This window comes from Tolypothrix sp. PCC 7601 (assembly GCF_025677855.1).
GTDB classification, from domain to species: Bacteria; Cyanobacteriota; Cyanobacteriia; order Cyanobacteriales; family Nostocaceae; genus Aulosira; species Aulosira diplosiphon.
In genome coordinates, this window is record NZ_CP064879.1 from 5,162,720 (window position 1) to 5,186,819 (window position 24,100).

16 protein-coding genes and 1 pseudogene are annotated in these 24,100 nt (G+C 40.6%); 9 read left to right on the plus strand and 8 right to left on the minus strand.

The window, feature by feature from the left end; genetic code table 11:
• Nucleotides 1–106 precede the first annotated feature (106 nt).
• Both truB and HG267_RS21180 read left to right on the plus strand, forming a co-directional pair.
• On the plus strand, nucleotides 107–979 hold the full coding sequence (gene truB, locus HG267_RS21175; protein ID WP_045867863.1) for a tRNA pseudouridine(55) synthase TruB: 873 nt from the start codon (nucleotides 107–109) through the stop codon (nucleotides 977–979).
• 376 nt (nucleotides 980–1,355) lie between these two features.
• A complete protein-coding gene (locus tag HG267_RS21180) occupies nucleotides 1,356–2,921 on the plus strand; it encodes a sensor histidine kinase (RefSeq protein ID WP_309227764.1) in 1,566 nt (521 codons plus the stop codon).
• A 98-nt stretch (nucleotides 2,922–3,019) separates the two neighbouring features.
• On the opposite strand, the gene HG267_RS21185 is transcribed toward HG267_RS21180, so the two are convergent.
• Together HG267_RS21185 and HG267_RS21190 are read right to left on the minus strand one after the other, a co-directional pair.
• The gene (locus HG267_RS21185) at nucleotides 3,020–3,316 is read right to left on the minus strand and encodes a hypothetical protein (protein ID WP_045867864.1); all 297 of its coding nucleotides are present in this window, start codon (nucleotides 3,314–3,316) and stop codon (nucleotides 3,020–3,022) included.
• A 567-nt stretch (nucleotides 3,317–3,883) separates the two neighbouring features.
• On the minus strand, nucleotides 3,884–6,001 hold the full coding sequence (locus HG267_RS21190) for a TonB-dependent receptor plug domain-containing protein (protein WP_045867865.1): 2,118 nt from the start codon (nucleotides 5,999–6,001) through the stop codon (nucleotides 3,884–3,886).
• A gap of 585 nt (nucleotides 6,002–6,586) precedes the next feature.
• On the opposite strand from HG267_RS21190, the gene HG267_RS21195 reads away from it, so the two are divergent.
• The 4 genes from HG267_RS21195 to HG267_RS21210 all read left to right on the plus strand — a co-directional run bounded on the left by HG267_RS21195 (nucleotide 6,587) and on the right by HG267_RS21210 (nucleotide 13,289).
• Nucleotides 6,587–8,854 (plus strand): ATP-binding protein, encoded by a 2,268-nt coding sequence (locus HG267_RS21195; protein WP_235623002.1) that lies wholly within the window; start codon nucleotides 6,587–6,589, stop codon nucleotides 8,852–8,854.
• 4 nt (nucleotides 8,855–8,858) lie between these two features.
• Nucleotides 8,859–9,308, plus strand: a complete 450-nt coding sequence (locus HG267_RS21200; RefSeq protein ID WP_045867866.1) for a response regulator — start codon at nucleotides 8,859–8,861, stop codon at nucleotides 9,306–9,308.
• 13 nt (nucleotides 9,309–9,321) lie between these two features.
• On the plus strand, nucleotides 9,322–11,712 hold the full coding sequence (locus HG267_RS21205; RefSeq protein WP_045867867.1) for a PAS domain S-box protein: 2,391 nt from the start codon (nucleotides 9,322–9,324) through the stop codon (nucleotides 11,710–11,712).
• A 398-nt stretch (nucleotides 11,713–12,110) separates the two neighbouring features.
• The gene (locus tag HG267_RS21210) at nucleotides 12,111–13,289 is read left to right on the plus strand and encodes a phosphoserine transaminase (RefSeq protein WP_045867868.1); all 1,179 of its coding nucleotides are present in this window, start codon (nucleotides 12,111–12,113) and stop codon (nucleotides 13,287–13,289) included.
• Here the strand turns inward: HG267_RS21210 and HG267_RS21215 are convergent.
• The 6 genes and pseudogenes from HG267_RS21215 to HG267_RS21240 all read right to left on the minus strand — a co-directional run bounded on the left by HG267_RS21215 (nucleotide 13,261) and on the right by HG267_RS21240 (nucleotide 17,562).
• Entirely contained in the window at nucleotides 13,261–13,398 is a 138-nt protein-coding gene (locus HG267_RS21215) for a hypothetical protein (RefSeq protein ID WP_168160914.1), read from the minus strand. The two genes, HG267_RS21210 and HG267_RS21215, sit on opposite strands and share 29 nt — an antisense overlap.
• 92 nt (nucleotides 13,399–13,490) lie before the next feature.
• Entirely contained in the window at nucleotides 13,491–14,285 is a 795-nt protein-coding gene (locus HG267_RS21220) for a tetratricopeptide repeat protein (protein WP_309227800.1), read from the minus strand.
• A gap of 49 nt (nucleotides 14,286–14,334) precedes the next feature.
• On the minus strand, nucleotides 14,335–14,493 hold the full coding sequence (locus HG267_RS21225) for a hypothetical protein (RefSeq protein WP_168160915.1): 159 nt from the start codon (nucleotides 14,491–14,493) through the stop codon (nucleotides 14,335–14,337).
• 642 nt (nucleotides 14,494–15,135) lie between these two features.
• Nucleotides 15,136–15,471 (minus strand): cytochrome c6 PetJ, encoded by a 336-nt coding sequence (gene petJ / locus HG267_RS21230; protein WP_045867870.1) that lies wholly within the window; start codon nucleotides 15,469–15,471, stop codon nucleotides 15,136–15,138.
• 210 nt (nucleotides 15,472–15,681) lie between these two features.
• Entirely contained in the window at nucleotides 15,682–16,185 is a 504-nt protein-coding gene (locus tag HG267_RS21235) for a GNAT family N-acetyltransferase (RefSeq protein WP_194007969.1), read from the minus strand.
• A gap of 206 nt (nucleotides 16,186–16,391) precedes the next feature.
• Nucleotides 16,392–17,562 (minus strand): annotated as a pseudogene (locus tag HG267_RS21240) (RpoD/SigA family RNA polymerase sigma factor).
• 793 nt (nucleotides 17,563–18,355) lie between these two features.
• Between HG267_RS21240 and priA the strand changes: the two are divergent.
• From priA to HG267_RS21255, 3 genes are all read left to right on the plus strand, one after another.
• Complete coding sequence (gene priA / locus HG267_RS21245; RefSeq protein WP_045867873.1) at nucleotides 18,356–20,890, plus strand: primosomal protein N'; 2,535 nt, start codon at nucleotides 18,356–18,358, stop codon at nucleotides 20,888–20,890.
• Nucleotides 20,891–21,322: 432 nt separating this feature from the next.
• A complete protein-coding gene (locus HG267_RS21250; protein WP_045867874.1) occupies nucleotides 21,323–22,612 on the plus strand; it encodes an FAD-dependent oxidoreductase in 1,290 nt (429 codons plus the stop codon).
• Between the two features lie 531 nt (nucleotides 22,613–23,143).
• The gene (locus HG267_RS21255; protein ID WP_045867875.1) at nucleotides 23,144–24,010 is read left to right on the plus strand and encodes a hypothetical protein; all 867 of its coding nucleotides are present in this window, start codon (nucleotides 23,144–23,146) and stop codon (nucleotides 24,008–24,010) included.
• Nucleotides 24,011–24,100: the final 90 nt, after the last annotated feature.

Genomic DNA, 24,100 nt, shown 5'->3' on the forward strand with positions numbered 1-24,100 from the left:
GGTGAATTAGGTGGAGTTTCATACAAAAATTATGTTGAGTGCGATCGCTCGTGTCTCTACATAATTTTTGTGGGAGAATATCATCTTCGGTTTCTAAAATTAAACTGTGCAAGGTTTTCTTAACTTAAACAAACCATTTGACTGGACTTCTCATGATTGTGTGGCGCGGGTGCGGAAACTCCTGCGCCTCAAACGTGTGGGACATGCGGGAACTTTAGATCCCGCAGCTACGGGGGTTTTACCCATTGCTTTTGGTAGAGCGACGAGATTATTACAATATTTGCCAGGTAATAAAGCTTACAATGCCACTATTAGGTTTGGTGTGCAGACAACAACCGATGATTTACAAGGGGAAGTCATTACTTCTGCGCCTTGTCCTCAGTTGAGTTTAACTGAGGTAGAAACAGCCTTACCGCAATTTTTAGGAAAAATTGAGCAGATTCCGCCTAGTTATAGCGCCATTCAAGTAGATGGACAGCGTTTATATGATTTAGCAAGGCGGGGGGAAAAGGTGGAAGTTCCTGTACGCACAGTAGAAGTCTTGCAGATGGAGATTTTAGCTTGGCGAGAAGGAGATTTTCCGGAATTAGATATTGCGATCGCTTGTGGATCTGGGACATATATTAGAGCGATCGCGCGGGATTTAGGTGCAGTTTTACAAACTGGCGGAACCCTAGCCGCTTTGACGCGTACTGCAAGTAGTGGGTTTGATTTAGCAGAAAGTTTAACTTTGAGTGATTTAGAAACTCAACTGCAAGCCGGGACATTTCAGCCAATTCCCCTTGATGCACCTTTGCAGCATTTACCTGCAGTGGTTTTACCAGCAACATCTGCTCAAAAATGGTGTCAAGGACAGCGAATTTCCGTAACTACAGATATATCTGGAAATGTGCGAGTTTACGAAGAACCAACTCGTTTTTTAGGGATTGGACAAGTTAATGATGAAGTATTGATCCCAACAACAGTTGTGGAGATTTAAAAATTAATTTATCGCTAGATAAGCATAAAATCCCAAATTACCGTATTTTCAACCTTTAGGTTACTGGCATTTTTTGACTAACCTGGAATTAAGGCAAAGCTAAAATAAATCTAATTTACACGGAAAAATTTACTCCTCAATTTATTGTGGGGTTATTTACCTATAACATGACTTTTCTGATGTTCAGATTAGTGTTATCAGAAATTCTATATGATGATGTAATTTAAATTTAGAGTAGCTGATATATTTTTGCAGATTAATGCATGAATTTTACGCAAAAATGAAGAGGAAATATAAATTTTCTGCAAGTACAATTAAACTTTACTGGAAGTATTTAGCGCATAAACTTGCGCTTCGTCCATCGCAAGTTATTAGTGTGACAGTAGTTTTAACTTTATTTTTATTTATTCCCCAAACTTGGGTTGCTTGGCAAGCTTATCAAAACTTCAATAGCATTATTAAAAATGAATTACGATTGCAAAAATTAAGCGATACAATTACCCACCTAGATGAAGTCTTAACTATGTCAGCACGGATGAATGCTGCTACAGGTAATTCTATGTGGGAGCAGCGTTATCGTTCATTTGAGCCTAAATTAGATGCAGCTATTAAGGAATCAATTAAACTTGCACCCCAAGCTTATACAGGAGAAGATGCGAAAAAAACAGATATTGCTAATCAGCGTTTAGTGGAGATGGAATATAAATCATTTGAGTTATTAAACAACTCTCATAAAGTCGCAGCGCAAGCACTTTTATCTAGCAAAGAATATGAATTAGAGAAACAAAAATATGCAGATGGTGTTGCTAGCAGAAACCATTCTATTTCAATTCAGCTTGACAATAAAATAGCTGATTATCGCCAAAATCTATTTTGGGCAACATTCGCCTCGGTTTTTAGTTTAGCAATGCTGATTCCAGGATGGCTATTTGTATTGAGTCTCCTCAGAGAATACTTAAAAATTAAGCAAATTACTCAAGTTGCTATAGAACAAGCTAATCAAGAGTTGGAAATTAGAGTAGAACAACGGACAGAGGAATTAACAGATAAAAATATTCAACTCCAACAAACTCTGCAAGAACTGCAACAAACCCAAATGCAACTGATTCAAACTGAAAAAATGTCTTCTTTGGGTCAAATGTTAGCCGGGATTGCTCATGAAATTAAGAATCCTGTTAATTTTGTATCTGGTAATATTATTTATGCTCAAGAATATCTCTATAATTTACTAAAACTAGTCCAGCTATATCAAGACAACTATCCCAATCCTCCCCAAGCAATCCAAACAGAAATAAAAGCAATAGATTTGGATTTTTTGGTTAAAGATTTTACTAAACTCCTCGAATCTATGAAAGTTGGAACAAAGAGAATTGAGGAAATAATCTATTCACTGCGTAACTTTTCCCGTACAGATGAGACAGCAGTCCAGCAAGTAGATATCCATGAAGGTATTGATAGTACATTAATGATTTTAAGCCACCGTTTAAAATCTCACGATGTCCAACCAGAAATTTTTATAGTCAAAGAGTATGGCATACTACCAGCAATTGAATGTTATCCAAGTCAACTTAATCAAGTATTTATGAATATCCTTGCCAATGCGATTGATGCTTTAGAAGAGCAAAATAACAAGCGCACATCGGCAGAAATTCAAGCTAACCCTAATTATATTAATATCTCTACTCAAGCATTAAACCCAAATAAAATATTAATACGCATCAAAGATAATGGTGCAGGTATACCAGAGAATATTATTTCACGACTCTTTGACCCATTTTTTACTACCAAAACTGTTGGTCATGGTACAGGAATAGGACTATCTATTAGTCATCAAATCATTGTAGAAAAGCATGGTGGTAAGCTATATTGTCAATCAAAAGTAGGAGAGGGTACAGAATTTATGATTGAGTTGAAAACCAGTCTCTCACGAAATTTAAAATAACCAATAAGCTTAATTATGGCTGTGGTGCGTTGCGCTACGCGACAACACACCCTACAATTTTGAAATCCAAAATCCAAAATCCAAAATCTAAAATTGTTTCACTCCCAAGTTGAAACATCGCGTAGTAAATCAGGAATTTGCTCTTGCGATTGGGGAAACTCTAGCAAGGTTTCTCGATAACCTAAATATCCAGATTCAGCAAAAGATAATAGCATTCTGGTGAGTGCTATCCACACTTCCGGCTCATATTCCCAATCACGATAACGCCCAGATTTACCAGCAATTGAACGTAGTGCCCAGAAATAAGAATTTCTCACCACAGAACCGCCTTTTTTAAATTCTGGTAAGTCCTCGCGGTTGATAATTAGCACCTGGTTCTCAATTCTGGCTCTCATGGATATTAGGGAATATCAAAAAATAAATGCTCCCATATATTGTAGTGGCGCGACAAGGCTAAAATGTGGCAATATAATTTTCTTGTGGGGTGGACATCTTGTCCGCCCAGGACGGGCAAGATGCCCATCCCACAAGAGTTTGAATAATGCACTATTTTAGTCTAGACACGCCAGTAGGATGCGTTAACGCAGTGTAACGCATCGTATTTAATGTTGGGCAATTATTAAAAAAAGATATTCGCTCAACGCATCATATTTGATGATATTGGCGGTGCGTTAGGAGTTAGCCTAACACATCCTACTGGACTGACACGCCTAAAATGAGGCATTAGGTTTGATTAAATTAACCGCAGATAAACGCCGATAAACGCCGATGAATTTTTGCTATTGCATTAAATTAGCTGTGTCAGTCCACTACAATTTTAGGCGTTGCTGATTGATGGGATGATTTTTGTCTCACGCATTCGACGAAGTCGTTCTCGCAGAGTAGGCGCAAAAGCGCAAAGAATCGACCTTCAGTTTTGTCTAGAAGCCTGAATTCATCCCGCAAATATGCAACGCCCAATTTTACAATTCTGAAGATAAACCTAGGCGGAAAGTAAAGCCAGGACTATAGATACGATTCACTCGTTCGTATTGTTCACCTAATAGGTTTTCTAGGTAAACTATTAAGCCTAAACTTCTCGTTAAAGGAATGCGTCCACTCAAATCTAAGTTGAGGAAAGAGGGAGCAAAATCTGTAGGTCTGTCGCCAGTTCTATTAAAAAGAGAGCGACGCGCGCCACTGTTGTAGGTAACATACAAATTAGCTTGCCAACCTGAATTTTGATAACCTATACCTGTTTGCAGTACAGAATAGGGAATTAAACCTAACTGTAAACCTCTTTCATCTCCGGTTTTAATTTGAGCATCTGTATAGGTATAGTTGACAAAAGTTGACCAACCACGGGCAAATTTTAATTGCAAAGCCGCCTCTAAACCATTGGTATCGACTAAGCCAATGTTTTGCCATTTTCCAGCTATCACTCCTAGGCGGTTGTCTAAACTACTGCCAAAGTAGGTAAATTGTCCAGTCAAATTTTCCGAAAAGTTGATATCAACTCCCGCAGTCCAAGAAGAACCTGTTTCTGGTTTTAAATCAGGGTTAGGTTCCCAACCATGAACTGTATCGTAAACATATAGCTGATCTAAACCAGGGTTACGCTGTCCTCCTGTCCAGCTACCGCGTACAGCGATGCTAGGTGCAACAGCGTAACGCAACCCAACGCTAGGATTTAAATAATCCCCAAACTGGCTATCAAAGTTTTGTCTTAGCCCTAAATCTATCAGGAAATTATCGCTGATATTAAATGTATTGACTGCAAATAAGGCTGTGGTAAATACACTCCTATCTTCAGTTTCATTCGTCCCAATTCTATTAGGACTACTACTTAACACATCACCTGTTAAGTCAGTATTTTTTAAATCTAAACCCCAACGCAATTGATTATTCGGGGTCATTCTCCATTGATGATCCAGTCTCGCTGTAAATTGTTGTGTGTCTAAAACACCTGTACGATAAAATTCTCTGCCTTGAAAAACTGTAGGGCCGTAGGTACTAAAATAATCTTGGTTATAACCAAATGTGGTAGTTAAAATCGAATTTTCACCATTTCCTAGACGAGTTTTCCAAGATAAGCCAGCATTAAATCCATCATGGTCTAGGCGGTCTCTTTGGAGAGGGAAACCAAAATAAGTTAAGCCGCGACGACTGCTTAATCTACTAATATCGAGATTCAAAGAATTTCTTTGATTCAAATCTACACCAATACTGCCAAAGTAAGTACTTGTAGCTGTATCTGCATTGAAGAAAAATCCTTGTGAATCGCGATTGGCTGCGCCCACAGGAACGCGGTAACGGTTATCTGTAAAGTATCGCTCAAAGCTAAAGTTATATTTTACAGCACCAGTAGAACCTGCATAGGTAAATTGTTGATTATTTTGGCTTAAAGAGCCAAATTCTACACTACTGGTCAACTTGGGTTGACTATAACCTTCTTTGGTGATGATATTAACTACTCCACCAAAGGCTGATGAACCATATAAAGCCGATGCAGCACCACTGTAGAGTTCTACTCGCTCAATCGCCTCTACAGGAATACTATTTAAATCAGTACCACCATGATATGTATTGATATTGGTGTTAATTGCTCTGCCGTTAATCAAAAATACAGATTGATTAATAGAAGCGCCACGGTAATATGTACCTGTGTGAATATCTGCACCATGACCAGCGTCATTGATAGCAAATCCTGGCATTCTTTTTAAAACATCAGCCAGGCTATTAGCACCTTGCTTTTTAATTTCTGCTTGCTCAATTACATAAGTTGGAGTTGATTGAGGTAGAGTATCTTCTGCTCCAATTACTTCTATGTTGATATCTGCTTCATCGTTAGAATTGGTGTTTGTTGTGGGATTATCTGCTGGTTGAGGTTCTGAATTTTCTGCGCCGGTTGCTGGTGCTTGCGTTAATAATTCAGCATTTGTAGAGGGTAACTCAATTTCACTAATATCGATAATTTGGGTAATTACTGCAGGCAATTTCTCAGCATTTTCCTGCTTGATTTCAGCCTCAGATGCAAAGCCAGCAGCATCTAACAGTACAGTTTGCACAATAACTGGCAGCAACAAAAGACATTTATTCACGTTATTCTCTCACACCCGTAAAAATACTCACTAAATATATTTTTTGGGTGATAGCAAAGAAATGTCAAAAGACAAGCTGTCATAGTTAGTTATTCAAGTAATTACAGCAGATGCGATGTTTATGAGGTACAGCAACTAATTGAAAAAAGTAATGAGTAATAAGTAGTGAGTAATAAGTAAATTTCCTACTCATTACTCATGATGTATCTCACTTATTTCAAAAGTGCTATATCAATATTTATATAGGACTTATATTTAATTTTGAAAAATATCGAAGATAAGCTTTGATACGGATGCGTTACGCTATCGCTAACGCATCCTACGTGAAATTCAAAAATCAAATATGAGTTCTATGTAAAAACTTTTATGTTCTATTTATTTGAGATATTGAGAATTTAATATTTTGGTTTTATGCTCCAATATTTTCAGACAAAATGTTATTTTAATGAGAGAAAGGTACTATATTTTATGTCTTTTTTGACTTATTAATTTAATTTATATCTGAAGGTAGATGTTGAAGAGAAAATAAAATTTTTAAAAATATTAAGGTTTTAATTGTTGCAGTTAATTTATAACAATTTTATTGTGAGCTTAAGTCCTGAAAATTCTCCAGAAAATGCTGCGATCGCACCTTTTGAGGTGGACTTGACGAATTGCGATCGCGAACCAATTCACATCCCTGGCTCAATTCAGCCGCATGGGATGCTATTGGCGTTGACGGAACCGGAACTCACTATTGTGCAGGTGAGCCGAAATACCGATGAAATATTAGGTGTTGCTGCGACTGAGTTCATCAATCAACCCCTCAGCCGCTTGCTAGATGCACAGCAAATAGATTTTTTCCGCAATTGTTTAGCTCAAGAAGATTTAACACTCGTTAACCCCATCGAACTGACAATTGCTGTGGGGGAAAATGCGCGGGCTTTTGATGGGATTATTCATCGCTCAGATCGTCTGCTGATACTGGAATTAGAACCTGTACTACATCAAAAGAACTATACATTCTTCAATTTTTACCATTTAGTGAAAGCCGCATTATCTAAAGTTCAAAATGCCAGTACTTTAGATGAATTATGCCAGATCATCGTCAAACACGTGCGCCAAATGAACGGTTTTGATCGCGTCATGATCTACCGCTTTGATGAAAATTGGCATGGTACAGTCATTGCCGAGGACAAATCAGCACATCTTAGCCCTTACCTGAGTTTGCGCTATCCGGCTTCCGACATTCCCAAACAAGCAAGACAACTCTACAGAGACAACTGGTTACGGCTAATTCCGGATGTGGACTATCAACCAGTAGCTTTGCTCCCCCACCACAACCCCGTAACTAACCAACCCACAGATTTAAGTCACTCGGTACTCCGCAGCGTTTCGCCGTTACACATTGAATATTTGCACAATATGGGAGTGAAAGCATCAATGTCAATTTCACTCCTCAAAAATCAAAAACTCTGGGGATTGATTGCTTGTCACCACGAATCGCCCAAGTATGTACCCTATGAAATCCGTAGCGCTTGCGAATTTCTGGGGCAAATGACTTCTCTAGAACTAGCCGCAAAAGAAGACAGCGAGAACACTGAATATAAGATGCAGTTAAAAGCTGTACAGTCCAAGCTAGTGGAATACATGGCGGCGGCGAACAATTTTGTTGACGGGTTGATCGGCCAAGAACCCAATTTACTAGATTTAGTAAATGCTACAGGCGCGGCTGTTTGTATTAACGGCGAGTACCAAACCTTGGGGAGAACGCCACAGCATCGAGAAATTGAGCAATTAATTAACTGGCTGAGTCAGCATACCCAAGAAGAGGTTTTTCATACAAATTGCCTGTCTGAGTTGCTGCCAGAGGCTAGCGAGTGGAAAGATGTTGCTAGTGGGTTAATGGCGCTGTCAATTTCTAAAAGCCAAAAAAGTTATTTACTTTGGTTCCGCCCAGAGGCATTGCAAACTGTAGATTGGGCAGGAAATCCTCATAAGCCTGTAGAACTAGCAGATGATGGCAGTTTACGGCTGTCACCCCGCAAATCCTTTGATTTGTGGAAAGAAATAGTGCAGCGACAATCTCTACCCTGGGAAAGCTATGAAATAGAAGCTGTATGGAATTTTCGGAGTGCGATTGTGGGTGTGGTGTTGCGGAAAGCCGATGAACTGGCAAAGATGAATGTAGAACTGCAGCGCAGCAACGATGAATTAGATGCCTTTGCTTATATTGCCTCCCATGATTTGAAGGAACCACTGCGTGGTATTCATCATTACTCCAGTTTTCTGATCGAAGACTACGGCAATAGATTAGATGACGAAGGCATAGGAAGGCTGAGGACGCTGATTAGACTCACACAGCGCATGGAAAATTTAATCGATTCGCTGTTGCACTTCTCTCGCTTAGGGCGAGTAGAACTAGGTATTCAGCCTACAGACTTAAACGATTTAGTGCAGCGAGTTATAGATGTGCTGAGTGCCAGAATTCAAGAAACAGGGGCAACAATTCGGATTCCGCGTCCTTTGCCAACAATTATGTGCGATCGCGTCCAGGTTAGCGCTATCTTTACCAATCTCATTGCTAACGGTATTAAATATAACGACAAGCCAGAAATTTGGGTAGAAATCGGCTATCTAGAGCCAATTACCCTCTACGTGCGCGACAACGGCATTGGCATTCGCGATCGCCACTTTGAATCAATTTTCCGCATCTTTAAACGGCTACATGGCCCTACGCAATATGGCGGTGGTACGGGTGCAGGGCTAACCATCGCGAAAAAAGTTGTCGAAAGGCATGGTGGTAAGATTTGGGTTGAATCCACTTATGGGGAAGGAAGTACGTTCTATTTCACATTGCAGGAGGTCAAATAAGCAAATGGTAGGAAACGCTACTCAACCGTTGCTAGTAGTTGAAGACAGCGATGAAGACTTTAGCACTTTTCAGCGATTGTTGCAGCGAGAAGGTGTAGTCAATCCCATATATCGCTGTATCACGGGCGATCAAGCCTTAGATTTTCTCTATCAAACCGGATCTTATTGCAACCCGGATATCGCCCCTCGCCCTGCAGTGATTTTGCTGGATTTGAATTTACCAGGAACTGATGGGCGGGAAGTCTTGCAAGAAATTAAACAGGATGAAGTGTTAAAGAAAATTCCTGTTGTCATAATGACAACCTCTTCTAATCCTAAAGATATAGAAATTTGTTACTCTTACTCTATTAGTAGTTATATTGTTAAGCCCCTAGAGATAGATCGTCTCACCGAGACGGTTCAGACATTCATCAAATATTGGTTGGATATTGTTGTACTTCCTGAGATGGGTTAAGTAAGGCGTAACTATGCTCCAGCATACTGTTTTGATTGTTGATGACTGCCCTGAAGACCGGGAAATATATCGTCGCTATTTAGCGAGCGATCGCCTACACAGCTATACCATCCTAGAAGAAGAGTTAGGTGAGCCAGCACTAGCTTTATGCCAAAAGATTCAGCCAGATGCCATCTTACTTGACTTTTTGTTACCAGACCTGGATGGATTGGAATTTTTAGCAGAATTAAAGCAGTCTCTCACCAATCCCCCACCTGTAATTATGGTGACAGGGCATGGCAATGAAACAGTAGCAGTGCAGGCATTGAAAAATGGTGCCCAAGACTATTTAGTCAAAGAAAAGACAACATCAGACAGTCTGCAATTAGCAATGCGGTGTGTCATCGAGAACACCCAACTCCGCCAGCAACTCCACTACAGCCAAGAGCAATTCTGCACTTCTACCGAAAATATGCTCGATTGCTTTGGCATTTACTCTGCCATTCGCGATGCATCTGGGAAAATTGTGGATTTTCGCATTGAGTATGTTAATGCAGCAGCTTGTGAAGCTATTCAGATGACTGCAGTAGAGCAAATTGGGCAGAAGTTGTGTGAAACTTTACCAGCCAATCGCCCATCTGGACTATTTGAAGATTATTGCCAAGTAGTACAAACAGGCAATCCGCTACGTAAGGAATCCTTAATTTACACCGATGTTGATGGACAGCAGGAGTTAACCAAAGCCTTTGATATTCACATTAGCAAGTGGCAAGATGGCTTTGTCGCCTCTTGGCGAGATATTACAGAACGCAAACAAGCAGAAATTCATCATCATAAATTACTGCTAGAGGAACAAGCAGCACGACAGCAAGCTGAGTTAGCCGAACAGCAATATCGAATGCTGGCTGCAAAATTACAAGCAAGTGAGCTGAGATTCCGCCGGGTTTTCCAAGAAGCGCCAATTGGTATGGCAACTGTCGATTTAAACTATCGTTTTGTAGAAGTTAACCAAGCCCTATGTCAAATGCTGGGCTATTCCCAAGAAGAACTACAAAAGTTAAATTTTCTAGACATTACCCATCCAGACGATATTACCAAAGATGTAAATTTAACAGAGCAACTCTTCCAGCGAAAAATTTCTAGCTACAGCCTAGAGAAACGCTATTTTCAGCAAAATGGGGAAATTATTTGGACTGCACTCACAGTTACCTTACTTTGGCAACCGAATGGCACAGTCTTGTGTGGGCTAGCGATGATTGAAGATATTAGTAACCGCAAACACCTCGAACAAACCCTCAAAGACAATGAAGCTCATTTCCGCCAGCTAGCCGATGCTATTCCCCAAATGGTTTGGACTACTGATGCTGACGGTCAACAAGAATACAATAATCAGCAATGGTTTGCATATACAGGGTTAACCACAGAACAAACACAACAGCTGGGTTGGCAAGCAGCATTACATCCTGACGATTTACAACGTGCTTACGCCATTTGGACGAGTGCTTTACAAACAGGCTCACTATATCAGGCAGAATATCGCTATCGCAGAGGGATTGATAGTAGCTATCGCTGGCATTTAGTGCGAGCAATTCCCCTGAAAAATGAGCAGGGACAAGTAATTAAATGGTTTGGCACTTGTACAGATATTGAAGACCGAAAACAGATTGAAGCAGAACGAACTCGCTTACTAGAGCTAGAACAAGCAGCGCGGATGGAAGCAGAAGCCGCTAGCCAAGCCAAAGATGAATTTATTGCTATCATTTCCCATGATTTGCGCTCTCCTGTGAATAGCATTCTCGGCTGGACAAAACTTTTACAAAGCGGCAATCTGGATGCAGTTACAACTAGCCGCGCCTTAGATGCGATCGAAAGAGGTGCGACATCTCAAGCTAGATTAATTGAAGATTTGCTAGATATCTCCCGCGTTATCCGTGGGACGCTGGAACTTCAAATTGGTACAGTTGATTTAATTAGCATTATAGAGTCAGCTATCACCACTGCTCATCCCTCAGCTGTAGCAAAAAATATCAGCCTCAATTCTGTACTACCCCAATATATTACTGAGATATGTGGCGATCCTCAAAGATTCCAACAAGTGTTGGGAAATTTGCTGTCTAACGCCATTAAATTTACTCCCAACGCCGGGCAAATAGAAATCAAGGTTGAGCAAACCAAAACAGAAATTCAAATTACTGTCAGCGATACTGGACGCGGTATTAGTGCTGAATTTTTGCCTCATATCTTTGAGCGTTATTGCCAAGAATCCAACAGTCACAACACAGTTGGTTTGGGATTAGGACTGGCAATCTCTCGCCACATTGTAGAACTACATGGAGGCACAATCAGCGCTACTAGTCCCGGTGAAGGTCAGGGTGCGACTTTTACTATTCAGTTACCTATTTTTCGTAGGTTTCAACAGGTTTAGGGATTGGGGATTGGGGAACTCGGGGCCCCCTCTGGGGATAAGGGGTAATGGGGACTGGGAAAAGGGGAATGGGGAATGGGGAATGGGGAAGGGGGAATGGGGAAGGGGGAATGGGGAATGGGGAAGGGGGAATGGGGAATGGGGAATGGGGAATGGGTAATGGGTAATGGGTAATGGGTAATGGGGAAGGGGGGAATGGGGAAGGGGGAATGGGGAATGGGGAATGGGGAATGGGGAATGGGAAAACCTTTAACCCTTAACCTTTAACCTTTTCCCCTTAACCGTGGGGAATGGGGAATGGGAAAGAAAAAACCTTTAACCCTTAACCTTTAACCTTTTCCCCTTAACCGTGTAGTATTGCGATGTCCCTCAATAAGTAATTGTCTTTGAGTGCACTTATGTCCCAAGCTGTTTCTCCTCCTACAACCAAGCCTAGCAATCCTTTCTTCTCCTCTGGCCCCTGTTCTAAGCGTCCCGGTTGGTCTGTTTCGCAACTAGAAAACGCCTGTGTAGGTCGTTCTCACCGTTCTAAAGATGGTAAAGCGAAATTAGCTGCAGTCATTGAACGTTCTAAGCAAATCCTCGGTGTTCCGGCTGATTACCGCTTGGGTATCGTTCCCGCTTCTGATACAGGTGCAGTAGAGATGGCTTTGTGGTCACTTTTAGGACACAAACCTCTTGATATCCTGGCGTGGGAAAGCTTTGGTCAGGAATGGGTAAAAGATGTCACCGATGAATTACAGTTACCTGATACCCGCTTGATTAAAGCACCTTATGGTAGTTTGCCAGATTTAAGCTCTGTTGATTTTAGCCATGATGTCGTGTTTTTGTGGAATGGCACAACCTCTGGTGTAAGAGTGCCAAATGGTGATTGGATTCCAGATAACCGCGAAGGTTTGACTATTTGTGATGCAACATCTGCCGTATTTGCGATGGATATACCCTGGAATAAATTGGATGTAGTAACTTATTCCTGGCAAAAAGTATTAGGTGGTGAAGCACAGCATGGTGTGATTGTACTTTCACCCCGCGCTGTAGAACGCCTGGAAACTTATAACCCAGCTTGGCCTTTACCTAAACTCTTCCGGATGTCCCAAAAAGGGAAGCTGATTGAAGGTATTTTCCAAGGAGATACCATCAACACCCCATCAATGTTGTGTGTAGAAGATGCTCTAGATGGTTTAATTTGGGCAGAAAGTATTGGCGGACTACCTGGTTTAATTAAACGTAGTCAAGCTAACTTAAGCGCGATCGCCAAATGGGTTGAGAAAAGCGATTGGGCAGGCTTTTTGGCAGAAACCCCAGAAATTCGCTCTTGTACTTCCATTTGCTTGAAAATAACTGATTCTTGGTTCACTAGCCAAAGTCCAGAAGCACAAGCAAAATGTGCTACTCAATTAGCCAAACTCCTAGAAAAGGAGAAAGTCGCTTATGATATCGGCGCTTACCGTGCAGCACCTCCAGGATTGCGAATTTGGGGAGGTGCAACAGTAGAAACCGCAGATATTGAAGCACTGCTTCCTTGGCTAGACTGGGCTTACAGTTCAGTTAAAGCTGAGTTGGCGGCTGTGGTTTAGGGATTGGGGACTGGGGATTGGGGACTGGGGACTGGGGAATGGGTAATGGGGAATGGGTAATGGGTAATGGGTAATGGGTAATGGGTAATGGGTGTTTGTCATTTGTCATTTGTCCCCCTCATCTCCCTCATCTCCCTCATCCCCCTCATCTCCCTCATCCCCCTCATCTCCCTCATCCCCCTCATCTCCCCCATCCCCTCATTAAACAAACTCCGAGGCGGCGGGTATTTGCTTTTGCATTGTCTGGAGTATTTTTACAGCCTTTTCATAGGCTGGCTTTTCGCCTGTGTAACCAAAGAACTCTGATGCTTTTTGTAAATCAGCGATCGCTCCTTGATAATATCCCAGTTGATAGCGGGCTACTCCACGGTTAACATAAGCCATACCATTACTAGGATTAAGGCGGATGACTTTGGAAAAATCACGCAATGCGCCAAAGTTATCTCCTTTTTTACCGCAAGCACAACCTCGGTTAAAGTAGGCTCTGTAATCGTTACCATCGAGTTGAATTGCTTTACTAAAATCGCCCATAGCGCCTTCATAATCAAGCAATTGTAACCGCGCCAAACCTCTGTCATTGTATATATCTGCAAGGAGTAAATTTGCGGAGGGGGGAATTTGGCTGAGGGCTAAATTATAATCAACTATCGCTTCTAAATACTTATCTGTGGCTGCATAGGCGAGAGCAATATTATAGTAAGCTCGAAAATCAGCCGGTTTAAGTGCGATCGCTCTTTGATAATCGGCAATCGCAGCGGGATAATTTTGTTGTCTGTAGTTTGCTAACCCGCGATTAATATAAGCCTCAGGATTTTCTGGTGAAAGATTTATGGCTTGGGTACAATCTGCGATCGCTTGCTGGTATTCTTGGATCTGAAGATAAGCAAGACAGCGATCGCTATAAGCTTCCCCCAAATTGTTTTGCAGTTGAATTGCTTGATTGAAATCCGCGATCGCTTCTTCGTAATGACTGTGGCTAATTTTATCTACACCCATCTGCAAAAATTCCCGCGCAGTAGTTGGAGTATGATTTAGAGCTGAAGCGTTAGCCGTATGAGTCAAAAAAGTGAAAGCCAAAACTGCGATCGTACTGAAAAGTAATCGCCAAAAATAAATCATAAGCAATACATTTGAGTAAATAATTACTAATTCGTAATTCGTAATTAATCGATTGACGTTTAAATCTTGTAGAGACGCGATTCATCGCGTCTCCACAACCCCAAAATCATGACGAAAAATTCTTAACCAAACCCTATTACCCTTTTTGTAGCGTGTTTTAGGCGTAAGCAGTAACACACCACAACCTTTGATAAAGCTGCGTCATGCTGATTTCAACAATCAAATATCAGTCCTTATAGCAATCCTAAATGATTTGTGAAATCTGATCTGAAGGGTTGTTAACTGTTAAGCGTTGACAGTCAACAGTCAACAGCCAAAACCGATATTTTTTACAATTGAAATAGGATTGCTATATATTAATTACGAATTACAGCATTTTCCAGGTCAATGAAGTACAAGGGTCTTGCACATTTTTTTTGCCCTCCTGAAATAATCTGTACCTCAATCTTTTATTCTCTGCTGTATAAATTACTAATTATTTGAATAATTTTGGTATTGCTACAATTAAGCGGGACAAAAAGCCCCGCTAATGAACGAATTTAGTCAACTAAAAGATGCAAGATGAAGTGAAAATTATTACAAGCTGAATAGAATATTAGGCGAAAAAATCAAGTTTTTCCGTGATGATCATCCTATTCCCCTATAGGTGTAATAATTCCATACATCAGACTTTACACTTCCAACTTTAGCTGTCAGTCTACCTCTAGAGTTGAGTTAATACTTAACTTTATTTCCAGCCTTTATCTGCACTTTCAAGTACGTAAGCAGCTACGTCTTCAATTTGGTTAGGCTTTAAACGTCCTTTGAAAGCAGGCATAGCATTTTTACCATTTGTCACTTGGGCGATAATGGCATCAGCGGAGTACATACCGTATTTTTCTAAAGCATCTTTCTGCAAGTTTTTATTGGCTTGAACCAAATTTTTTCCACCTGCATGACAAGAAGCACAATTAGCACTAAATACCTTGGCTCCACTAGCACTATCTGCTGCTAAAGCTGGCTTACTGAAGGCAAAAGTGAAGATTGCTATGCCTAACAGTACTATTGAAAAAAACTTCTTCATTTCGTGTTTCCTCTACAACCAAAGCGTATTCGGCGCTATTTCCTTCATATTTTCAGATGAGCAAAGATCTTCCGTCAATAGACAGGCTGTCATACTTCGCTATAAGCCTTAGCTGGCTTACGTTTCCAGTTTTTTTTGTTAATTAACTGCTGATACAAATTATTGTCAAAATAGTGAAGAATTGTTAATTTTTTCTCCATTATTTTACCTTTATGAGATATTGTATCTTGCCGCTAATTGTGCCATTGATTGTTCAGTAACGCGACAAATTCGCCAATCTTCTAAAATATCAGCCCCCATACTGCGATAAAATTTTTGTGCAGGTTCATTCCAATCCAAAACGCTCCATTCTAACCTGCCACAATTTTGTTCAATAGCTATTTGGGCTAATTTAGATAACAGCGCTTTACCTATTCCTTGACGGCGATATTCAGGGACAACAAACAAGTCTTCTAAATAGATACCTGGTTTAGTCAAGAATGTTGAATAATTGTAAAAAAATAGGGCAAAACCTACAGCTTGCCCTGCATATTCTGCTAAAATTGCCTCCACAAATTTGGGAGAGCCAAATAAATGCTCTTGCAATGCGATCGCATTGCCAGTTACAGCATGAGAAAGTTTTTCATAATCAGCTAGCTGCTGAATTAAGCCAAATAAAACATCGCAATCAGCAGGTTCGGCAAAACGCAAAGTTAAATTGTTACCCAAGGTCATTAGTCCATAGTCTATAGAGATAGTCCATAGTCTATAGCTAATGGGGGGCTGGGGATTGGGGAACTCGGGGCCCCCTCTGGGGATAAGGGGTAATGGGGATTGGGGAATGGGTAATGGGTAATGGGTAATGGGTAATGGTACAAATGACCCTTGACCCTTAACCCTTGACCTTTAACCCTTGACCCTTGACCCTTGACCTTTAACCCCTAGATTAACCAGCCTTTCAACCGCTTGGCTATATGTGGACGGCGTAATTTTCGCATCGCTTTACTTTGAATTTGGCGCACTCGTTCGCGGGAGAGGTTGAACATATTGCCAACTTCTTCTAAAGTGCAGGGTTCGCTGGTTGTTAAGCCGTAACGCAGAGAAATTACGTCCTTTTCTCTGGGGGTTAAAACATCACCCAAAACTTCCCAAATCTCCTGACGCATCATGTTTTCGTTCATTTTTGCTTCTGGAGATTGGTTATCTTCATCTTCTAGCAAGTCCATCAATTCCGTGTCTTCTTCTTTACCTACACGGTGGTTGAGGGAAAGTGCTTGTCGCCGCAGCTGTTGTAATTGGCGTAGTTGCTGCACATTCATTTCCAAAGCTTCTGCCATTTCTGCTTCGGAAGGATTGCGCGATAATTTTTGTTTGAGTTCGCGTTGTGCTTTTTTGAGTTTATTAAGTTTTTCAACTATATGGATTGGTAAGCGGATTGTGCGTGCATCATTAGCGATCGCTCTAGTAATCGCTTGTCTAATCCACCAGTAGGCGTATGTGGAAAATTTATATCCTTTATCTGGATCAAATTTTTCTGTAGCGCGGTTTAAACCCATTGCGCCTTCTTGGATTAAATCTAGAAAAGGCACTCCGCGATTAAGATATCGTTTAGCAATGGAGACGACTAACCGCAGGTTTGAGCGAATCATTTTGCGTTTCGCTACTCTACCTTGATATAAGCGACTTTCTAGCTGCTTTTCTGTCATATCGAACTCGGCAGCTATTTGTGCTTTGGTCGGTTGTTGTCCTAAATTGGAGTATAATTCTTCTTGTTTTTGGCGAAATTCTTCTAAAAATCTGACCCTATTTGCTAATTCCACCTCTTCTTCGGCTTTTAGCAAGGGATAGCGCGCCATTTCCTTAAAAAATGCGCCCACAGCATCATCATGCTCGGTTTTATTGTATCCCGAAGGGCGGGCTGCCGCCATCTCATCGCCATCGCGTTCCTCTGATTCCAGTGGTTCTGGAATTGGGGAATCTTCTTCTGCCACTGCTTCTAAAATTTCAAATGATTGTTCTTCATTTTCAGCAGCATTCTCCAGTAGTTCCATTGTTCCCAATTGAGCAATATTCATAACTTTCCTTTAGGGATTGTTGCTTTGTTTGGTACATATTTCAGTGACAGCTGCTTGCTTGAGGCTTGGTAGTTTCCCTAAGGGACAAATGCACACGTCCGGTAGCAAAACGCAAGTTTATGCTAATTTCTCATTAGAAGTTAGAATCATTGTCTAGCTGTCATTCTTTAGTTCCTGCTAGATAGATATCATCACAAATACTGGCCTATGCACCCACCAACTTTCTCCTCAGCTCCCCCAACCATATATTCCTCATTCTTTTCTCGATCACCAAATATGTCAAATGCCCTCAAACTTTCTCAACCTGAACTCATATAAATTTTGCAGCTTGGCATTCCCAATTCTTAAATTTTTATGTAATTTTACAGTTATTTTTATAAGGTTGGGAGTCATTGCCAAAATGTAAATTTTACGGCTGAGTTTTAACTTGTTGACAAATTTTGTGGGCGATACAAAATTAGCAATTTTTAATGCAGAAATTTTGTGTTTGATTTGTATAAAAGCATCTCATATATATAAACGAGCTAATATCTATCAATAGGGTGAAAATTCGATACCCTCTTTAGTAGATATAACTACTGTTTAGAAAATTGCAGATGAAACGCTTATTTTGGCTGTAGGCAGTAGCAAATATTTATGGCATCTATAGTTGAGGTGAAATAGGCAAGTGAATTACATAAGAGGAAACTTACCAAGTCTTATGCGGGATAAAAGTATTGCGATTTACAGTTTATGCCTACAAAATCAAAAAGTTAATTTTTTTGGTAGAAGTTAACTTTTGCCAAACTAGATTAAAGGCATAGAAAAATCTATCTATTAACACACAACATATGTATATTGATGGCGTAAATTTATCCCATTTGGTAGTTAATGAGCCGGGATTATCCTATCAGTCAAAAACAAATGTAAATCGCTGGGTTGAAGTCCTGGTAGACTGTCCAGGAAACTTAGGGTTATTTACATATCGTTTACCCGAACAGTTAGAAATCAAACCAGGTGATATTTTAACTGTACCCTTCGGCACACAACAAATGGGAGGGATTGCCATCCGTTTATTATCACAACCAAATACTGATATACCACTAGAGAAAATCCGCGATGTTGAAGATGTTGTGAGTGCAGGTTTTTTTCCTAGTGGTTATTGGGAATTATTAAATCGAGTCGCAACGTATTATTATACACCTCTAATTCAAGCGATTAGGGTAGCTTTACCACCAGGTTTATTAGGGCGATCGCAGCGTCGGATTCGCTTAACTTCTTTAGTCAAGCAGAGTGAAAAAATAACGGATCAGAGTCATGATGTAATAACTCCTAATATTTCTCCCAATACTACCTTCCTCAGTTCATCTGCCCAGCAAATTTTACAACTTTTACAAGCTCAACCAGCAGGAGACTATAGCTTTGCTTATCTGCAACAAAAAGTGAAATCTGCTTATCGAGGCGTGCGGGAGTTAAGGCGATTTGGTTTAGTAGAAAGTTATTTAGAACCTCCTAGATTAACGCGACCAAAATTACAGAAAGCTGTTACACTTATTGCCACCATAGATATAGATTTAACCGCGCGCCAACGAGAAATTGTAGAAGTACTACGAAAACGTGGCGGTGAATTATGGCAAAGTGAATTATTGCAAATTTGTCATACTACTACTTCTATCTTAAAGACGTTAGCAAATAAAGGCTACATCACTATAGAAGAAAGAGAAGTTTTACGCGCAGAAACAGGCCCAGAAATCACAGGCGATCGCGCTAAATCTTTAACAGCAGATCAATCTCATGCTTTAGATAGAATTCAAGCAATCGATGGATATGCTCAAGTGTTGTTGCATGGGGTTACAGGTTCTGGTAAAACCGAAGTTTACCTGCAAGCGATCGCACCTTTATTACAACAAGGTAAATCAGCGTTAGTTTTAGTCCCGGAAATTGGACTCACACCCCAGCTAACGGATCGCTTCCGTGCCCGCTTTGGTAACAAAGTTAGCGTCTATCACAGCGCCCTCTCGGATGGAGAACGCTACGATACGTGGCGGCAAATGCTCACAGGCGAACCACAAGTAGTAATTGGTACACGCAGCGCCATTTTTGCGCCCCTACCCAACTTGGGTTTAATCATCCTAGATGAAGAACACGACAGCAGCTTTAAACAAGATACTCCCATCCCCACCTACCATGCGCGCACCGTTGCTCAATGGCGCGCCGAAATCGAAAATTGTCCCTTAGTCTTAGGTTCTGCAACACCTTCCCTAGAAAGCTGGGTAAATTTCACAAACAATGAATTCAGCACTCACTACTTAAGCCTCCCGGAACGCATCAACTCTCGCCCCTTACCGCCCATAGAAATAGTAGATATGCGGCAAGAATTACAGGCGGGAAATCGTTCTATATTTAGTAGATCCCTACAAGCAGCTTTAAACGAACTGCAAGAAAAACAACAACAGGGAATATTATTTATCCATCGCCGGGGACACAGTACTTTTGTCTCTTGTCGCAGTTGTGGCTATGTGTTGGAATGTCCCCACTGTGACGTATCCCTAGCCTATCACCACACCGAAGACGGCGCGCCGCAACTTTTGCGCTGTCATTATTGCAATTATGCGCGATCGCATCCCCAATTCTGCCCCGATTGCGCTTCCCCTTACCTAAAATTTTTTGGTAGTGGTACTCAGCGCGTGGCGCAAGAATTATCACGCCAGTTTCCCCAACTGAAATATATTCGCTTTGATAGCGACACCACCCGCAACAAAGGCGCACATCGTACCCTCCTCACTCAGTTTGCGAATGGTGAAGCACATCTATTAGTTGGGACACAAATGCTTACCAAAGGTTTGGATTTACCACAGGTGACATTGGTGGGTGTTGTCGCGGCTGATGGATTATTACATCTCTCAGATTATCGTGCCAGCGAACGAGCATTTCAAACCTTAACCCAAGTCGCCGGACGTGCAGGGAGGGGTGACGATCCTGGTAGAGTAATTATCCAAACTTACAACACAGAACATGAAGTAATTGAGTCCGTTAAACATCACGATTATCACTCTTTTTCGGCTGCCGAACTGGAACAAAGACAAGCACTAAATTACCCTCCCTACGGCAGGTTAATTTTATTACGCTTGAGCAGTTTAGATCCCATTCAAGTGCAAAATACGGCTCAGATCATCGCCACAGCATTAGGAACAGAAGACGGATTTGAAATTTTAGGGCCAGCACCAGCCAGCATTTTACGAGTAGCTAATCGTTATCGCTGGCAAATCCTGATTAAATTTGCGCCAGATGATTTACCAAATTTACCAGACTGGGAACAAGTGCGATCGCTTTGCCCTGCTTCTGTAAGTTTGACTATAGATGTTGACCCGCTAAATATTATGTGATGGTGGGAAAATAATTCCTATAAACCAATACAGTTCAGTTAAGAAAATTAATTGATCACAAAACTAAAAACCTAGTACCGCAAGGCGTAAATAAATAGACCATACCCTACGGGAAGCCGCTTTGCGTCTACAAAATCAACCAACCGCTTACTCTGTCTTAATTTTGAATTTTGAATTTTGAATTTTGAATTCCGCCTTGCGGTACTAGTTACTCAACAAAAAACCGAACAATCATTTTGGAGGGGGTTTGGGGGACGCAACCGTCCGAAGTTTTGTGGAAGGAAACCTTCCCCACAAACTTCACCCAATCGGGGGTTTGGGGGAGAATCCCCCAATTGAGCTAGCTGTTTCCACAACTAACAAATCAATCATTAATGATCTTATTTGACCTGTATTGTCCTATAAACTTTTGAGAGTTTTTTGATTTAATCTATGGTTAAGAAATTAGCGATCGTGGGTGCTGGCCCTAGCGGACTTCTCCTAGCACATTATTTACTGCGTCGTGGCGAACAATACAAAATCGAAATTTACGAACGCCGCAGCGATCCGCGAACTGTGCCATTTGCCAAATCCCGAACTTTTCCCATCGCTTTAGGAAATCGGGGAATAGCCGCGTTGCAGAAAATTCCCGGACTTGTGGAAACAGTCAAAGCCATGAGTTTACCCACTACGGGGTCTATCCTACATCAACCCAATGGCAAGACACAAACAATCACCAGAAAGAAACCTCTATTTACTCTTGATCGCACAAATTTAGCGATCGCGTTATTAAATCAATTAGTAGAAAAATATGATAACAGCCGATTAAATATTCATTTCAACAGCCAATGTACCCAGGTAGATTTGGCCGCCAAACAAGTCACTTTTGAAAGAGATACCGCCGAAAAATTTACTGCTGATTATGACTTATTAGTTGGTGCTGATGGGGCAAATTCTGCAGTTAGAGATCATCTTTGTACAACAGAATTGTTTGAATGCCAAAAGCAATCCTACCGCAACGAGTACAAATCCATCTATATCACCAATCCCACAATTAACCTGCAACCCGGTAAAATTCACACATGGAGAATTGATGATGGCAGCAACATCATACTACTCAATCAACCTGACGGCAGCATTAGTGGTGTTATCTATTTTCCCCAACAGAAAAATCAAATAACAAGTCTGACTACCACAGAAGAAGTACAGCAATTCTTCCGCCAGAATTTCCCCGAATTTGCTCAGTTGATACCACAATCAGAAGCAGAAGCTTTCCTCAATCGCCCCATTTCCCAAGTAATCACAATTCGCTGTAACCGTTATCACTATGATGACAGTGTGGTATTAATGGGAGACGCAGCTCATGCTGTTAGCCCCGCTCTTGGTCAAGGTTGTAGTTCGGCGCTGGAAGATGTTGTTGTGTTCGATAATCTTTTAGACGAATATACCGACAATTTAGCAGCAGCAATCGAAAATTTCAGTATTCGCCGCCAACCAGATGCTCATGCATTAGCAGAACTAAGCGAAAACGCCTTCCCTGCTACTAAGGGACTATTTTTGGAATTTATCCTCAGACAACGTCTGTCACAAATTCTGCACCAACTATTTCCCCAACGCTTCTTACCATCCTTATTTGAAGTCGTATCTGACACCACAGTTCCCTACAGAAAAATTTTGCAGTCTTACGAAGGTTGGGTATCTAAAGTCAAAAATGCTAACAACCAGTTTTACAGCAACCTGTAGCAATTAATCAGGGAACCCAAAATTGCTTAAGGGGAAAAGGTTAAAGGTTTTTTCTTTCCCTTTTCCCTCTTTTTTTAACCGACAAGTATTGGAACCTCAGAGGGAAGAAAATCACAGTTTCTAATTTTTTTCATTAAAGATCTAAAAAAATTAAATCTTAATTTTTCTTAACACAATTAATACTAGTATACAACGCATCTTATTCACACATTTGGCATATACGTATACTAAGCATATTCTACTAGTAAAATTTGTTAATTGTGAATTTGAGATGAGCAAATCCAATTCAGATAAAAACTTTTGATTTCAATATCAAAGCTTTAACTATTTTATACGTGTAATTACTGTATAACTTGTTTGTTTTGTTCTCATTTTCGTATCCGGATTTATAGCTTGGCTATTGAAGATGTATTTAGGAACACTGGGAGCTACCTTCAAAATACCGAGTCTCAGTATTTGGATTTTTGAGTAACCCAGTACCTAACCAAAACTTCTATCAAAACACTAATCATCGCCAAGGGTGTAAAGATAATGAAAACCATGAATTTAATCAATGACCAAATTTTAATCGAGCAATATATCCAAGGTAAAATTAAACTGGGATTTAGCCAAAACTTCCGCATCGAATCTATCGGAGAAACCATTCAATTATTAACTAAAAATGGCTTCTTTATCGCCACCACAAACTTAGCAGATGAAACTAGAGTTTTTCAGGTAAGACAAGAATCTCATCATTGGGAATTTATCAATCAAATATTGCTTGATAATAGATTTATGCCCACCATTAAAAGTGGTAGTGGGTTATTACAATATGAATATTATCCCTTACCCAAATGCTATAAAATGCATTATACAGAAGCTGTAGATTTATGGAAGTTGTGGCGTTCTCACAGTCATCACAAAGTGAACAATTGTGAGCAATTAAACTTATTAGTATTGAATAATAATAATTGGCAGAAAATTGTAGATTTAGCATTTAGCAGAGAAAGCATATTTATCAAAACCCCTACTGATGAGATTGTAGTTGATAACTGCGATCGCGTTCTCTGGCTCATGTATATCCAAGAAGAACCAGAACTTGCAACTGTAATTCAAACAAGTAAAGTAGTCAAAGAAAATAACTCTCCACAAATTGCCAAAGTTACTGACAATCAATCAATGTGTGTAGCGCAAGATAAACAGCAAAATGATTATGTAGCTTGCGAGAGCAATCCATTTATTGCATCCCTGGTATCATCACCCACCGTCACAACTAATAATATTGTCAAACTGCATCAAGGTAAACTTTATATCCAAACACCAGAAGGTGAAGTGGTAGTGGAAGGTTCTAACCTAAAATTCTGGTTTACTCAACCGGAAACTCAAAATCTTGTTCCTCAATCTGTGGTACTAAAGTAAATAATTAGTAGACTCTAGTACAGCACCGCGTCAATAAACCAACCGTTTAAAATCAACAAAACGCTAACGCTGTATACTTGCTTGAATTTC

Coding starts and splice junctions, on each gene's coding strand:
- HG267_RS21185 (WP_045867864.1), bottom strand. CDS start 3,316: ATGAGAGCCAGAATTGAGAACCAGGTGCTAATTATCAACCGCGAGGAC.
- HG267_RS21200 (WP_045867866.1), top strand. CDS start 8,859: ATGGTAGGAAACGCTACTCAACCGTTGCTAGTAGTTGAAGACAGCGAT.
- HG267_RS21205 (WP_045867867.1), top strand. CDS start 9,322: ATGCTCCAGCATACTGTTTTGATTGTTGATGACTGCCCTGAAGACCGG.
- HG267_RS21210 (WP_045867868.1), top strand. CDS start 12,111: ATGTCCCAAGCTGTTTCTCCTCCTACAACCAAGCCTAGCAATCCTTTC.
- HG267_RS21215 (WP_168160914.1), bottom strand. CDS start 13,398: ATGACAAATGACAAACACCCATTACCCATTACCCATTACCCATTACCC.
- HG267_RS21220 (WP_309227800.1), bottom strand. CDS start 14,285: ATGGGTGTAGATAAAATTAGCCACAGTCATTACGAAGAAGCGATCGCG.
- HG267_RS21225 (WP_168160915.1), bottom strand. CDS start 14,493: ATGAATCGCGTCTCTACAAGATTTAAACGTCAATCGATTAATTACGAA.
- petJ (WP_045867870.1), bottom strand. CDS start 15,471: ATGAAGAAGTTTTTTTCAATAGTACTGTTAGGCATAGCAATCTTCACT.
- HG267_RS21235 (WP_194007969.1), bottom strand. CDS start 16,185: ATGACCTTGGGTAACAATTTAACTTTGCGTTTTGCCGAACCTGCTGAT.
- priA (WP_045867873.1), top strand. CDS start 18,356: ATGTATATTGATGGCGTAAATTTATCCCATTTGGTAGTTAATGAGCCG.
- HG267_RS21250 (WP_045867874.1), top strand. CDS start 21,323: ATGGTTAAGAAATTAGCGATCGTGGGTGCTGGCCCTAGCGGACTTCTC.
- HG267_RS21255 (WP_045867875.1), top strand. CDS start 23,144: ATGAAAACCATGAATTTAATCAATGACCAAATTTTAATCGAGCAATAT.